The sequence below is a fragment of the Pseudomonas sp. UBA2684 genome, from assembly GCA_002354655.1.
In the GTDB taxonomy this organism is placed as follows: Bacteria; Pseudomonadota; Gammaproteobacteria; order Pseudomonadales; family Pseudomonadaceae; genus Aquipseudomonas.
The window spans coordinates 66517-79963 of record DELY01000009.1; the positions used below are offsets into that span (position 1 = coordinate 66517).

The 13447-nt window shown below is 63.6% G+C and carries 9 protein-coding genes and 2 tRNA genes (1 of these 11 cut by a window edge); all 11 read right to left on the reverse strand.

All coding sequences use genetic code 11. The annotated features are described in order from the left end of the window. Window positions 1–4: 4 nt before the first annotated feature. The gene (locus tag B3M58_RS04515; protein WP_296217378.1) at window positions 5–778 is read right to left on the reverse strand and encodes an HpcH/HpaI aldolase family protein; all 774 of its coding nucleotides are present in this window, start codon (window positions 776–778) and stop codon (window positions 5–7) included. Then, window positions 772–2637, reverse strand: coding sequence for an IucA/IucC family protein (locus B3M58_RS04520; protein WP_296217379.1), 1866 nt, complete (start codon window positions 2635–2637; stop codon window positions 772–774). Before B3M58_RS04520 ends, B3M58_RS04515 begins: the two co-directional genes overlap by 7 nt. Window positions 2638–2661: 24 nt before the next feature. Beyond that, window positions 2662–4086, reverse strand: a complete 1425-nt coding sequence (locus tag B3M58_RS04525; RefSeq protein ID WP_296217380.1) for a DHA2 family efflux MFS transporter permease subunit — start codon at window positions 4084–4086, stop codon at window positions 2662–2664. Further along, window positions 4077–5300: a type III PLP-dependent enzyme gene (locus B3M58_RS04530; RefSeq protein WP_296217381.1), complete on the reverse strand. Its 1224-nt coding sequence runs from the start codon at window positions 5298–5300 to the stop codon at window positions 4077–4079. The genes B3M58_RS04525 and B3M58_RS04530 overlap by 10 nt, the downstream gene beginning before the upstream one ends. Beyond that, a complete protein-coding gene (locus B3M58_RS04535; RefSeq protein WP_296217382.1) occupies window positions 5293–7077 on the reverse strand; it encodes an IucA/IucC family protein in 1785 nt (594 codons plus the stop codon). The genes B3M58_RS04530 and B3M58_RS04535 overlap by 8 nt, the downstream gene beginning before the upstream one ends. A gap of 261 nt (window positions 7078–7338) precedes the next feature. Next, the gene (locus B3M58_RS04540) at window positions 7339–8718 is read right to left on the reverse strand and encodes a diaminobutyrate--2-oxoglutarate transaminase (RefSeq protein ID WP_296217383.1); all 1380 of its coding nucleotides are present in this window, start codon (window positions 8716–8718) and stop codon (window positions 7339–7341) included. Window positions 8719–8919: 201 nt separating this feature from the next. Beyond that, complete coding sequence (locus tag B3M58_RS04545; protein ID WP_296217384.1) at window positions 8920–11328, reverse strand: TonB-dependent receptor; 2409 nt, start codon at window positions 11326–11328, stop codon at window positions 8920–8922. Between the two features lie 66 nt (window positions 11329–11394). After that, window positions 11395–12345 carry a FecR domain-containing protein gene (locus B3M58_RS04550; protein ID WP_296217385.1) on the reverse strand — a complete coding sequence of 317 codons (951 nt, stop codon included), beginning with the start codon at window positions 12343–12345 and terminating at the stop codon, window positions 11395–11397. Continuing rightward, complete coding sequence (locus tag B3M58_RS04555; protein WP_296217386.1) at window positions 12345–12854, reverse strand: sigma-70 family RNA polymerase sigma factor; 510 nt, start codon at window positions 12852–12854, stop codon at window positions 12345–12347. The genes B3M58_RS04550 and B3M58_RS04555 overlap by 1 nt, the downstream gene beginning before the upstream one ends. A 395-nt stretch (window positions 12855–13249) precedes the next feature. Further along, window positions 13250–13326 (reverse strand) — tRNA-Asp (locus B3M58_RS04560). Between the two features lie 99 nt (window positions 13327–13425). Then, a tRNA-Asp gene (locus tag B3M58_RS04565) sits at window positions 13426–13447 on the reverse strand; it runs 146 nt beyond the window's last position.

The window sequence follows — 13447 nt, forward strand, 5'->3', positions numbered from 1 at the left end:
CGGCTTATTGTCCTTCTGCTGAAGTGGCGGCCAATCTGGCCTGAAGGGCGCGAAAGGCGATGCCGCGCTCGTCGCCCAAAACAAAGCTGTTCACCCCGCGTGTCTGCCAGCGCGCTTGGTCGCCCGGCTGACGTGGGATGGCGCAGTACGGCACGCCCGCGGCATGGGCGGCCTGCCAGGTGGCCAGCAGCGCCTGCTGCACCTCGGGCTGGTCGATGCGCCAGGGCACGCCCAGCGATTGCGACAGATCGGCCGCGCCTTCGAGGATCATGTCCAGGCCGGGCACCGCGGCGATCTCGGCGGCGCGGCGCACGCCCTGCGCGCTTTCGATCATCGCCACGACCATGATTTGCGCGTTGGCCTGCTCGACGTAGTGCGCCAGGCTGTGCTTGCCGAATGCGCCGGGACGCCCGGCATTCAGGCTGCGCGTGCCCAGCGGGTGGTATTTGCAGGCGGCAATCGCCGCTTCGAGCGATTCGGGGTCTTCGATCATCGGCAGGACGATGCCCTGGGCGCCGCCATCGAGCAGGCGCAGCAGGGTTTTCGGGTTGAGGTCGGCGACCCGCACCAAGGGCGTGATGGCATAGCTTTCCGCCGTGCGAATCATGTTCTCCACGGTTTCCGGATTGATCAGCACGTGCTCCATGTCGATGATCACGAAATCGAAACCGGCTTCGCCGATCAGCTCGATGGCCGCCGGCGACGGGATCGAACTGATCAGCCCGTAGACGGCTGCGCCACTGCCGAGCTTGGCCTTGAGTTGGTTGTTTCTCAGCATGCTGACGACCGGTACGGGTGCAGCGGGTTGGCCACGGACTTGAAGCGACGTTCGCCATCGCCCAACAGGCGGCGCTTGGTCAATTCCTCCACCTCGTAGGTCGGCGCGAACACATCGAACAGCGCATAGCGCTGGCGGTGCTGCGGGTGAGCCTGCTGATAAGCGTGGATGACCGCGGCAGTCAGCTGCCAGAAACGGCTTTCCTCCAGCCGGTAGTGCTGGCTGAGAAAGATCGCCAGCTCGGCCAGGGCGATGAAGAAGAAACAGTCGCAGGTGAAGTCGCGCACCGCCTCGACGTCGTCGGTGAGGATGAACGAGTTGCGGTTGAGCGCGGCGTGGCTGGCCGGCAGTGGCACCAGGGTCGGGCACAGCTCGGGGCGCGCCAGGTGCGCCGGCGAATAGCGCACGCCGTCATGGAAATCCTTGAGGGCGATGCGCTGCGGCCAGCCCTGCTTGACGATCAGGACGATGTTCTGGCCGTGCGACTCCATGCCAATGCCCTCGGCATAGAGCATGTGGATGATCGGTGTCACCGCTACCTGTAGCAGCTGCCGGGTCCAGGCCTCCAGACCATAGCGGGCGATCCAGGCGTCGATGAAGGGCGTCTGCTCGCCCGGCGCATAACGATTCTCCACATGGCTCAGGCCGTTGAAGGGCACCGCCTGCTCATCCTCGCGCAAATAGCCGTGGAGGCTCTCGCGCCAGATCGCCCCGAGGGTGCCGTACAGCTGCGGCATGCGCGTTGCCGGTAGGCGGTCGTAGTCGAAGCTGACGCCGGCCACTTCGCCGAGAATCACAAAATCCAGGCTGCGCGCCGTGGCATCGCTGGCGATCAGCTGTTGCAGCCAATCGGTAATCAGCGGCCCATTCATCACCGTATGCCGGGCCAGGATGCGCGTGCTGGACGTGTTGGTCATGCTCATGGCCAGCTTGACGTATGGCCGCTGCTTGTCGCTGGCGTTGGCCAGGGTGCGAATCGATTGCTGGGCCAGGTAGCGATCCGCCGAGGCGCCCAGGTAGATCAGTTCGCCACGGCTCAATTCGGGATAGAAGCGCGCCAGGATGACGTTTTGCCACTGCCACGGGTGCACCGGAATCAGCCAGTAGTCCGCCACTGCCCGGCCCTGGCGAGCCAGCTGCATGGCCAGGTCCTGCCAGTGCTGCGCACCCATTTCCTGCTCGATGAAGGCCGCGAAATCCAGGTGCCGCGAATGGTTGATCGCCCCGCAGGATTTGCTCAGCGCCAGCCAGACCACGGCAATCGGCGCGGCGAACTCGGGGCCGAAGCGTGCGTTGTCCGTCAGCGAGAAGCCGATGCGCGACTTGTAACAGGGGTGGTAGCTGTGCGCGTCCATGAAGTGCTGCTCCAGGGCATCCACATCCAGCTCATGCGCCGGTTTCGCCGCCTGGTAGGGCTGGCTGCGCGCTTGCAGATCCTTGAGCAGGGTCTGTTCCAGCTCATTGATAAAGCGCGGCAGGTGCGCGCTGTCGTGGAACTCGCCCAAGAGTTCCGCCAGCGCCTGGTGCAGCTGCGGCTGGCTGCGCTCGCCACGGCTATTCACCCGCTCCAGGCTGGCATGCTCAAGACGAATCAGCTCGAAGCTGAGACTGAGCAGGCCATTGCAGTGGTACTCCACCCACTCCTGCTGCGCATCGACGCCGCGGACGATAAAGCGCTGTCGGTGATCGTCCAGCGGCTGCTGGCGGTAAGGCAGCACCTGTTCATATAACAACGTTTGCAGCAGCTGCCCGACCACACGCTGCTGGACCTGCCGATAACAGCCGGCGTCGACACTCGCCAGCCAGGTGTCAGGCGTGGCGTCCGGGGCCTGTTGTGTTGCCTGTAAGGGGCTTGTCATGTGGCTACCTTGTCAGTGAAAAAATTAACGCTGCTCGAGGGCCGCTGGCGGCGCCTCGGCCGGTTCATCGGCGGCGCCGGCGGGAAAACGCCAGGCACAGGGCAAGGCCAGCAGCGTGAGCAGGCCGGTGGCGAGGAACACTTCGCTGATCGCCACGAGGGTGCCGGCCTGCTCGACCGCCGCCCCCATCTCGGCCCCCAGGCGCCACTCCAGCCAGAGCGAGGCGATCACGATCGCCAGGGACGCCACCAGGCGCCGCGAAATGTTGTTCATCGCCGCGCCCTGGGTCACCATCGCCTCGGGCAGCGCACTCAGCCCGGCGGTGGTCACGGGCAGGTACGAAAGCCCCAGCCCGGCGCCGCGCAGCATCATCAGGAGGCACACCAGCCCGATCGAGGCTTGAGCCCCAAGCAGGCCCAGCGCCAGCGTGGCGACACCGGTCAGCAGCAGGCCACAGGACACCACGCCGCGCGGCCCGTAGCGGTCTAGCCACTTGCCGCCGAAGTGGCCGAACAGGCTGGCGAAGACTGCCGTGCAGAGCAGCGCCAGACCGGTCCAGATGGCGCTGTAGCCCAGCACCAACTGCACCAACAGCGGCAGCAGGACCAGGCACTCGAACATGCCAACCGACTGCACCACGGCAATGATCACGCTCAGGCGGTAACCGCGCAGAGCAAAGAGGCGCAGGTCGAGCAGCGGTGCCGCGAGGCGCAACTCCAGCCGCACGAAGGCCAGCAGGCAGAAAATCGCCAGCAGCAGCAGACCGATGTTCAGCGGTTCGAGCAGAGCCTGGGCGTGGTGCAGGCGGCCAATCACGATCATCAGCAGGCCGATGCCCGTGGCGATCAGCAGGTAGCCCGCCAGGTCGAACGGTTTGCGCTCTGCCGCTTCGTCGGCCGGTAATACGCCAATGCCGAGGAGCAGCGCCAGCACGCCGATGGGCACGTTCATCAAAAACAGCGCGCGCCAACCGAACCCTTCCAGCAGCAGGCTGCCGCACAACGGCCCCAGCGCCGGCGCCAGCATCACCGCCGCGCCCCACAAACCGGTGACCCTACCCCGCTCACCCTTGGCATAGACCGAGAAGATGATCGCCAGCGACAGCGGAATCATCAGCCCGCTGGCAATCCCCTGCACCACGCGGGCGGCGATCACCAGCGCGATGGAGGTGGCCAGCGCGCCCAGCAGCGAGCCGCCGACGAACAACCCGACGCCGCCAAGATAGAGACGCTTGCGCCCCACGCGCTGGCTGAGAAAACTGGTCAGCGGCATGCTCATGCCCATGCTCACCATGAACGCCGCAACGATCCAGGTGGCCAGCAGCGGGCCGATGGCGAAGGCGTCCATGAATGCCGGCAGCGCCGGATTCAGCGAACTATTGTTCAGGCTGACCGTGAGGGTGCCGAGCAGAACATTGACCACCACCAAGCCGCGCGCCGTCACTCGCACCGCACGCCTCCCGCGCCCGAGGCTTCGGCCTGGAGGAACACCTGTGCTGGCCGTGGGTGGCAGAGGAAGTCGGCATGCGAGATGTTGTAGCCATAGGCCCCAGCCAGCGGCAGCACCAGGATATCGCCGATGCCGACGCCTCTGAGCAGGCAGTCCCGACTCAGCACATCCTTGGGCGTACAAAGCTGCCCGACGATGGTCCAGGCCTGTGCCGGCGCAGCCCGCGCCGGGGCATGCCGGGGCAAATGGATGACCGGGTGATCGTGCCCCTGCGCCACCGGCAGGCGAAACTGGTGGGTCCCGCCCCGGCACACCAGAAAGTGCTTGCCGTGACTGGTTTTCATGTCCAGCACCTCGATCGCGTAATAGCCGCAAAAGGCGCTGATAAAGCGCCCAGGCTCGAAGCGCACGACAGGCGCCTCGCAGTTGGCCGCCAGGCGCTGCGCCAAGTGGCGACACAGCCGCTGCCAATCGAACTGCTGCGTAGCGAGGTAATCGACACCAATGCCACCGCCCACATTGAGGTGGCTGATCGACTCCGGCTTGCTCGACAGCGCCCGCCACTGCGGCCAGCGCTGCAGATAGAAGTCCAGTAATTGCTCATGGCGCTCCACCCGCAGTTGATGCGACATCGCATGCACGTGGAAGCCCTTGAGTTGCAGGTGGCTGGCGTTATCGACCAGTGCCACCGCGTGCGCCAGTTGCGACTCGTCGATGCCGAACGGCGTGGCCGTGCCGGCCATCGCCAGCTTGCTGGACAACGTGGGCGGCAGTTCCGGGTTGATGCGGAGGAACACCGCCTGCACGCGACCGGCCTGCTGCGCCAGCCGCTGCAGGCGCGCAATTTCATTCAGGCTTTCCAGGTGAATGGCCTCGACCTGCCGATGCAGCGCCGCGCGCAGGTCGGAATCCAGTTTGCCGGGGCCGGAGAAGACGTAGGGCTTGCGGGTCGGGCAGGCCAGCAGGCGCTCGATCTCGCCGCCGGACGAGATCTCGAAGCCATCGACCAACGCGGCCAGTGCGCTGAGCATCTGCGGCTCGCTGCTGGCCTTAATGGCGTAGTACAACTCCACGCCAGCTGGCAAGGCCGCCATCAACTGGCTGACGTGACGCTGCAAGGCGTCCAGGTCGTAGATGAACAGCGCCAGCGGATCGGAGCTACGCTGCCGCGCCGTCTCGATGGCGGCCACTACGGCTGCCGGTAGCTCACGCACAGTTGGCCTCCTGGCCCCAGGGGGCGACCAGTTCGACGTAGCTGGCGTGGCGATCGGCCTTGGCGGCCAGACGCACTTTCAGGTTGGTTTTGCAGGCAATCGGCTGGCCGGCGATCAGCGCGTCCAACTCCGGCGCGACGCGGCTCAGCTCGGCCCGGATGCTGCGCAACTGCTGCTCGACGCGCTGCCACATCAAAGGAGCCAGGTGTGGGCGCTCCCAGCTCAGGGCCAGCACGGCTTCCGAAAGGTTATTGACCAACAGGCAATAGACAATGCGGTTCCAGCCCTGCGCGCGGGAATACAGCAGCGACTCACGCACCCGTGGATGCACATCGGCGTCGATCTGCGCGATGCCCAGTTCAGCGGTCAGTTTCACGCCTTCGAAATCGCGCAGCAGCAACTGCTGCGGGCGGCCGTTGTCATGGCTGAGCACGCAGTTCTGCAAATGCGGCTCCATGACGATGCCGTGGTTGAAGAACAGCGCCAGCACCGGGCGCAGCAGCAGCGCCTGGTACTCGCCGAACCAGCTCAGCAGGTGCTGATCGCCAATGGCGTTGCCGTTGAACCTGCGCAGGAACTCATGCACCAGCGGGCGCAAGTGTGTGCCACGAGCGAATAGCGTGCCGGCCATAACACTGCAGTCGGTGCCCGTCGCCAGGCAGAAGTTCTCGCGCAGGATCGCCCCGGTTTGCTCACGGAACCATTTGCCGTCGGCTTCGCTGGCCTGCGGCGGCGCCCAGCTCGACAAGCCAGGCTCGGACACCACCGAAAGCCCGCCCAGGCTACTGGCCTGGGTAAGTTGCAGGCGCCGGAACAGACGGTCGACAATCAGCGCGCTTTCCAGCTCATACCAGGCGTTTTTCCTGACGCAGTTGGTGATGCGGACATTCAGCGAGCCCTTGATGAAATAAGCATGCCCTTCGACATACCAGGTGCGGATGGAGGCCGTGGGGCTGGCCAACAGCCCCGTGGTGCCGCGGTCGACAATCACGCCGCCGGCCAGCAACCGCTGCACCCGGCCATCCTGCATAAACAGCTGCGCCTGCACCGGGTGCATGCAGATGATCGCGTGGCCTGAGCGGGCCTGTGTCTGGTCGGCAAAGCCGGCCAGCACCTGCGCATCGCTCAAGCCATTACCGGCGACGTTGAGCCCCTGCAACGGCACCTCGAACTGATGCAAGGCGGTACGCGCCTGGAACTCCGGGGCATAGGTTTCCTGGGCCAGGTGCACGGGCCACAGGCGGGCCTTGGGGGCCGGGTGGTTCGGGTGGCCAAACCAGAGGCCCTGTTCGCTGGCCAGGTAGTTGCTGAGCGGCTCGGGCTGCCGCGCCGCGGCGTTGTGACCGACGATTGCGGCGGTCAGGCACTGGCTCTGCATGATCTGCTGTTGCAACTCATCGTTTTGCGCACAGGTCATGTGCTCGCAGGCCGCCAGCAGCTGCTCGACAAAGGCTGGAAAATCCACACAGGCCCACGCGCCGTCGCCACGCCGCGCGTAGACATCGGACAGATAACGGTGGCTGCCGAGCCTGTCGCGGCGGTCGACCAGAACAAAAAACTGCTGCTGGTTAGGCAGGCTGATGGTCAGCGGAATCCCCTTCCAGTTGACCCCGTCGAAATAACTTCCCGGGGCAATACCGTTCATGTCTTTCGGCCACGCATAACCCAGGCAGTTTTCCGGCAGTGCGAACTCTTTTATCAAACAATTGAGCAAGGCATGCGCGGTCGCCAACTCACTGACCATCTTGGACAAAACCGCAGGTTCGGGATTATTCATATCAGCTCCGTACTAGCATTTGAGAACACCGGTTACGGCTTTTTCGCGGTTAATATTAATTTCTCTGCACATTGGCGCTGGCAATCGCCAAATAGCGCTAGTTACCCAGCAACTAACTGAAGACGCACATGCAACTTCAAGGCACTTATGCGCAATGACATTAATAGGCCATGTCATATTGAATTCATGCGCGCCGTACAACACGGACTTAACCCGACGCGCCAGTGACCGTGAACAACAACAATCCAGTTAAAGCATCCATCATGCCGCCCGTAGTTGCGCCAGCGCCGCCACCAACGCCCTCTCGAAACGCGCGATAACCAGCGCGCACTGCTCGTCGTCGATGATCAGTGGCGGCAACAGGCGCACCACGTTGCCGTTGCGTCCGCCGCGTTCGAGCAATAACCCCTGGCTGAAGCAGTGTTGCTGGATAGCCGCCGCCAATCGGCCATCCATGGGGTAGCTGTGCAAGGCGTCCGGAGGCTGGCGTTCGTCGACGATCTCGATGCCCAGCATCAAGCCGCGCCCGCGCACCTGCCCCAGAGCCGGATAGCGCTGCTGCAACAGGAGCAGTTGCTGTTGCAACCAATTGCCGCGCCGTGCGGCCTGGGCCGCGACTGCCTGCCGCTGCAGCACCTGTAGCGTCGCCATGCCGGCAGCCATGGCCATCTGGTTGCCGCGGAAAGTACCGGTATGCGCTCCCGGCGCCCAGGCGTCGAACTGGCGTTTGATGCCCAGCAGCGCCAAGGGCAATCCGCCGCCGACCGCCTTGGACATGACGATGATGTCCGGCTCGATGTCGGCATGCTCGAAAGCGAACATCTTGCCGGTGCGCGCAAAGCCCGCCTGCACCTCATCGACAATCAGCAGAATGCCGTTTCTGCGCGTGACCTCGCGTATGTTGCGCAACCAGCCGATAGGCGCGGGATTGACTCCGCCCTCGCCCTGCACGGCCTCCAGGATCACCGCAGCGGGCAACGCAACGCCGCTTTCGACGTCTTCGATGAACTGGGTGAAATAACGGCTGAGGGCCTGCGTCCCCGCATCGCCGCCGATGCCCAGCGGGCAGCGGTACTCATGGGGATAGGGCAGGAACTGCACGCCCGGCATCAGCGTATGGATGGCATGTTTCGGCGCGACATTGCCGGTCACCGCCAGGGCGCCATGGGTCATGCCGTGGTAGCCACCCGAGAAGCTGACAATGTTGCTGCGCCCGGTAACGGTTTTCGCCAATTTGAGAGCGGCCTCCACGGCATCGGCGCCGGACGGGCCGCAGAACTGCAGGCAGTAATCGCGCCCATTGCCCGGTAATAACGCCAGCAGTGTTTCGCTGAAGGCATCTTTTAGTGGCGTGGTAAGGTCGAGGGTATGCATGGGCATGCCCGACGCCAGGAAGTCGTTCAGGCTGGCCACAACCTCAACGTGGTTGTGGCCCAAGGCCAACGTGCCCGCCCCGGCCAAACAATCGAGGTAGGTCTTCCCTTCGACATCGGTCACCCAAACACCCGCGGCCCTGGCAATCGCCAATGGCAGTTTGCGTGGGTAACTGCGGACATTGGATTCAAACTTTCCCTGACGCGCCAAATAGTCCGCGTTACTTCGATAAAGATGATCAGACTGTATGGAATCGGCAATAAGCATCTATTCAACCCCTGTAAGATCGAGAAGGTGTGCTGCGATGTAATCTGATATCAGCGAGCGCGTTATATATGTCTATATCGCGGCATTAATAAAGCGGAAGGCCGGTCATCAACCAAGGCACTCGCCATTACTGCGGCCTTCCGCCGTTTCTTCGAAACGCTTTAGTGTTTCTTCAAAAGCCCATGCACAAGTCGCTGGCCACTAGAAGCCGACGGTCGTCGACAACAGCCAGGTTCTCGGCGTCGACATCGTCAGCCCCGGCTCGCTGTCATCTGAAGCGCCGGCCGAAGCCCAGTAGCGGTCATCCAGCACATTCTCGACACTGGCGCGCAGGGTGACGTCGTTGCCATCGACCTTGAAGGCGTAGCGCACCCCGAGATCGAGTCGCTCCCAGCCATCGATCTGCTTGCTGTTGGCCTGGTCCAGGTACTGGGAGCTGGAATGAATACCGCGCGCGGTCAGGGTCACCCCCGACAGGGCCGGCACATCCCATTCGGCGCCGAGGTTGACGTTGTACTCGGGCGTGGCCGGGGCACGGTTGCCGTCCGAGACACCGCCGACCGTATCGGTCAGTTCGCTGTCGATGAACATCACGCCACCGAGCAGACGAAAGCCCTTGAGCGGCTCGCCGAATACGCTCAGCTCGACGCCCTTGTTCTCCCGCTTACCGTTCGGGCCGAATACCCGCGAGGTAGCGTTGGTCTCGTAGGCCGGCTGCTTGATGCGAAAAGCGCTGGCGGTAAGAGCGACAGCGCCCAGGTCATACTTGGCGCCAACCTCGACCTGGCGGCTGGTGAACGGCGGGAATATCTGGTCTTCGTTGATCGAGGTCGACGGGGCGATCTTGCCCTGGCTCAAGCCTTCCATGTAGTTGGCGTAGAGCGACAGCTGGTCGGTCACCTTGTACAGGATGCCCGCCGATGGCGAGACCTTCTCCTCGTCGTAGGCCGTGTCACCTTTCACATCATCGCTCCAGTCATCGACCTTGACCCGCTGCCAGCGGGCGCCCAGGGTCAGCAGCAGGCGATCATCGATAAAGCCGAGGGTGTCTGACAGCGCCACCCCGCTGAAGCGGTTCTCGGTGTAGACCTCGGAATCGAAGCGTGTGGGCGTGGTGGGTGTGGGGGTTGGCACCGGGTCGTAGAGGTTGCTGGGGGCCGCAAGGTAACGAGCGCCACCATTGGTGAAGTCCATGTAGAAATAACTGGCGGAGAGGTTCAGCTCATGGCTCACGGAGCCGGTGTCGAACCAATTGCGCAGGCCCGCCATGGCGGTTCGGACCGTCTCGTCACGGGTAAAATCACGGGGCTGGACGCTGAAGTCTCCAGCATCGTTGGTGATTGAGACGTTATGCCGGAGGAATTCATGGTTGCTCTCGCGAGCGCCGACCGCGCCATAGACCATAAGTGAGTCGCTGACATCAAACTCGCCATTCAGCGCACCGAAGGTATCCTGGGTACGCGCCTTGCTCCAAGCCTGCGCATAGTTGCGACGCACCTGGTCGGCATCCGGCACCTTGGCATTGGCTCCCACCAGTACCCGCTCCTGCGGGGCATCGGTATCGCGTTCGGTATGCCCGACATCCGCCGAAAGCCGCAGCCGCTCACCGTGAAAATCCAGGCCCAGCACGGCCATCTCGCGGCCGACACTCTGCTGGTCCCACTCGGTGTCACCGGACTGCTTCACGCCGTTGAAACGCAGGCCGAACTGGTTCTCGTCACCGAAACGCCGGCCGATATCCACTGCACCGCCGACCTGGCTGTCCGCGGCGTAGCTGCCGGTGAACTCGGTGATCGGCTTGTCGCCTGCTCGCTTGGGCACCACGTTGATGCCGCCGCCAACGCTGCCCCGCGGCGAGATGCCGTTGACCAGTTGGCTCGGCCCCTTGAGGATGTCCACGCGCTCGGCCATTTCCATGTCGATCGAATAGGTCGGCAGGATGCCGTAGAGGCCGTTGTAGGCAACATCGCTGTTGAACAGACTGAGCCCACGGATGGTGAACTGCTCGAAGCGTCCGCCCGCCGGGTTGGTCGCACGCACCGACGGGTCGCTGGCAATCAGGTCGCCCAGGGTACGCGCCTGCTGGTTCTTCACGGCTTCACTGGTATAGGACGTCAGGCTGAACGGGGTCTCCATGAAATCCCGATCGCCGAGCATGCCCAAGGAGCCTTGGCGGCTCACCTGACCACCGGCATAGGCCTGCTCGGCGACTGCCTCGTTGGCGCCGACGACCACAGTCGCAGGCAGTTGGTGCACGTTGTCGGCCTGTGCCGGAACGGGAGTCACGGTATAGGCCTGCTCACCGACGACCTGCAATTGCAGACCGGAATCCTGCAACAACCGGGCGAACCCCTCTTCAACCTGGTATTCGCCGGACAACCCGGCACTGTCGCGACCGCTGACCAGTGCCGGGTCCACCGACAGATCGACTCCGGCCAAACCAGCAAAGCGCGTCAGCGCAGCGCCGAGGCTCCCGGCAGGCACCTGATAGCTGCGTTTGGCGGCGTCGTCTGCCCAACTGGCGGAAATCAGCAATGGGCTGGCGCTCAGGCTCAGCAGCAGGCTCAGGTGCAACAACGGGCGTAAGCGGTAAGGCAGTACTACGTGCATTGAAGGCGCTCTCTTTTTTGTTCACTTACTGGCAATGACCAGTGAGGCGAAAAAAAGGGACAGGCTTCAGCCAACATTTTTTTTACGCGGCAGTAACGTGACCCAAAAACGCGTACGCGAATGCACCTCCAGCGGCAGGCTGGCAGCCAGCAACGCCAGCACACGATCGGTATCTTCCAGGCGAAAACTCCCGGTAACGTGCAGCGACTCGAGCTCCGGCGCCCAACGCAGCACACCCGGCCGGTAGTTGCCGAGCTCCCGCAGGAACTCGCCCAGCGGCTGGTTTTGCGCCAGCAACACGCCCTCGCGCCAGCCCGGCTGCAGCACATCGAACGGCTCCACCGCACCTACGCCCGCGGCCTGCAAGCTGACTCGCTGACCGCCACGCAAGGTGACTTCTGGCCCCTGCAAAAGCTGTACGCCCACCGTGCCCCCATACACCGACACCCGACAGCCGCGCGGCTCCTGGCGAACACAGAGCTCGCCATCGCTGACGCTGATCTGCCCATGGCGGGTATGAATGGTTAACGACGACGCCCGGGGAACCTTCAACGCCATCTCGCCCTCCACCAGCGTCAAGCGCCGGCTCGGCAGATCCACATCGACGGCACTGGCGGTGTTCAGTTGCAAAGCGCTGCCGTCGGCCAGCATTACCTGTTTGCGCTCCCCAGTGGCGGTATGCAGGTCGGCGCGCCAGGCCTCCAGGGGTAATTGCCGACTGAGCAGCCAGGCGCTCGGCAGCACCGTCGCCGCCCCCAATACGCACTTGAGCACCGCACGTCGACCTGGCTGCGGACGATCCAGACTGGCCAGGGCTAGCGCCGAAGGCAGTTCGGCAAAGCGCTGACGCAAGACCTCAACCTGCTGCCAGGCCTGTTCGTGACTGGCGCAACTGGCGCGCCAGCGCTGCAGATCGGCTCGATCCTGCTCATTGGCGGCGCCGGACTCCAACAGCGCCAGCCACTGCGCGGCGGCCCGCGCCACCTGACGAGCTTCGAGCGAGGGCCGCGCCCCCATCACAACGCCGCCAACAGGCAATGCTCGTAGGCGTGCGCCATGTAGCGCTTGACCGTGCGCTCCGACACCCGCAAACGCTCGGCGATCTGTTGATAACCGAAACCCTCCAACTGGCTCCAGAGAAACGCCCGGCGCACCGCCGTCGGCAACCCGTCGAGCAATTCGTCCAACGCTTGCAGGGTTTCCAGCAGCATCCAACGCTGCTCGGGAGACGGCACACTGGCCTCAGGCAGCGCCGCCAGCGCATCCAGGTACGCCTGCTCCAGGCTGCGACGTTGGTAGAAGTTACTCAGCAGGCGCTTGCCCACCGTCAGCAAATAAGCTCGCGGCTCATGCAAGTCGGCGATCGGCTGAGAGCTGGCGAGTACCCGCAGGAACGTATCCTGACTGAGGTCCGCCGCATCGCAGCGATTTCCCAGGCGGCGCCTCAACCAGCCCTCCAGCCAGCCACTGTGGTCGCGGTACAGGTCGTGGAGGGTTTGCTCCGTCGCCATCGCCGTATCACTCATATCGGGAAGCCTTGCACCAAGAGTAATTTAAATGAGATTCATTCTAATTACTGTTAGTCCTGCAAACCAAGCTCTTTATGCAGCCAGAGCCCGGAACACCCAGTTCGCCGATGGCGACCAGCGAGAGCACAAGCGCGCCACCTGGCGCCAATTCAGTGGGGTCGGGCCAAAACCAACGGGCGCCGCAGGCACGACCTGCCCGTGTGGCAGCCGAAGGAAATAGCTATTTTCTCGAATTGAAAGGCCGTGTCGGCGCAGAGGCCAAGCCAGGTTTACCGGAGAAGGGCCGATCGCCGAGGAGGAAGCGGCCTTGGCGGCCCGGCGGAATTACCGCTGAAACGCCGAAAATGGACAATAAAAAACCCTCAGGTATTGCTACCTGAGGGTTTCGTATATGGCGCAGCGGACGGGACTCGAACCCGCGACCCCCGGCGTGACAGGCCGGTATTCTAACCGACTGAACTACCGCTGCGTGTCGGTGGACTTGCGTCCATACAACTCTTGCTTCATCTGGCAGAAGCGCTCAAAGAGCTTTTCTGCCTCATGCCAAGCGAACTCGACATGGAAAATATGGCGCAGCGGACGGGACTCGA

What these genes read in the sequence shown, in the direction of transcription:
- B3M58_RS04515 (WP_296217378.1), bottom strand. Translation starts at nt 778, where the DNA reads ATGCTGAGAAACAACCAACTCAAGGCCAAGCTCGGCAGTGGCGCAGCC.
- B3M58_RS04520 (WP_296217379.1), bottom strand. Translation starts at nt 2,637, where the DNA reads ATGACAAGCCCCTTACAGGCAACACAACAGGCCCCGGACGCCACGCCT.
- B3M58_RS04545 (WP_296217384.1), bottom strand. Translation starts at nt 11,328, where the DNA reads ATGCACGTAGTACTGCCTTACCGCTTACGCCCGTTGTTGCACCTGAGC.
- B3M58_RS04550 (WP_296217385.1), bottom strand. Translation starts at nt 12,345, where the DNA reads ATGGGGGCGCGGCCCTCGCTCGAAGCTCGTCAGGTGGCGCGGGCCGCC.
- B3M58_RS04555 (WP_296217386.1), bottom strand. Translation starts at nt 12,854, where the DNA reads ATGAGTGATACGGCGATGGCGACGGAGCAAACCCTCCACGACCTGTAC.
- B3M58_RS04540 (WP_296217383.1), bottom strand. Translation starts at nt 8,718, where the DNA reads ATGCTTATTGCCGATTCCATACAGTCTGATCATCTTTATCGAAGTAAC.
- B3M58_RS04535 (WP_296217382.1), bottom strand. Translation starts at nt 7,077, where the DNA reads ATGAATAATCCCGAACCTGCGGTTTTGTCCAAGATGGTCAGTGAGTTG.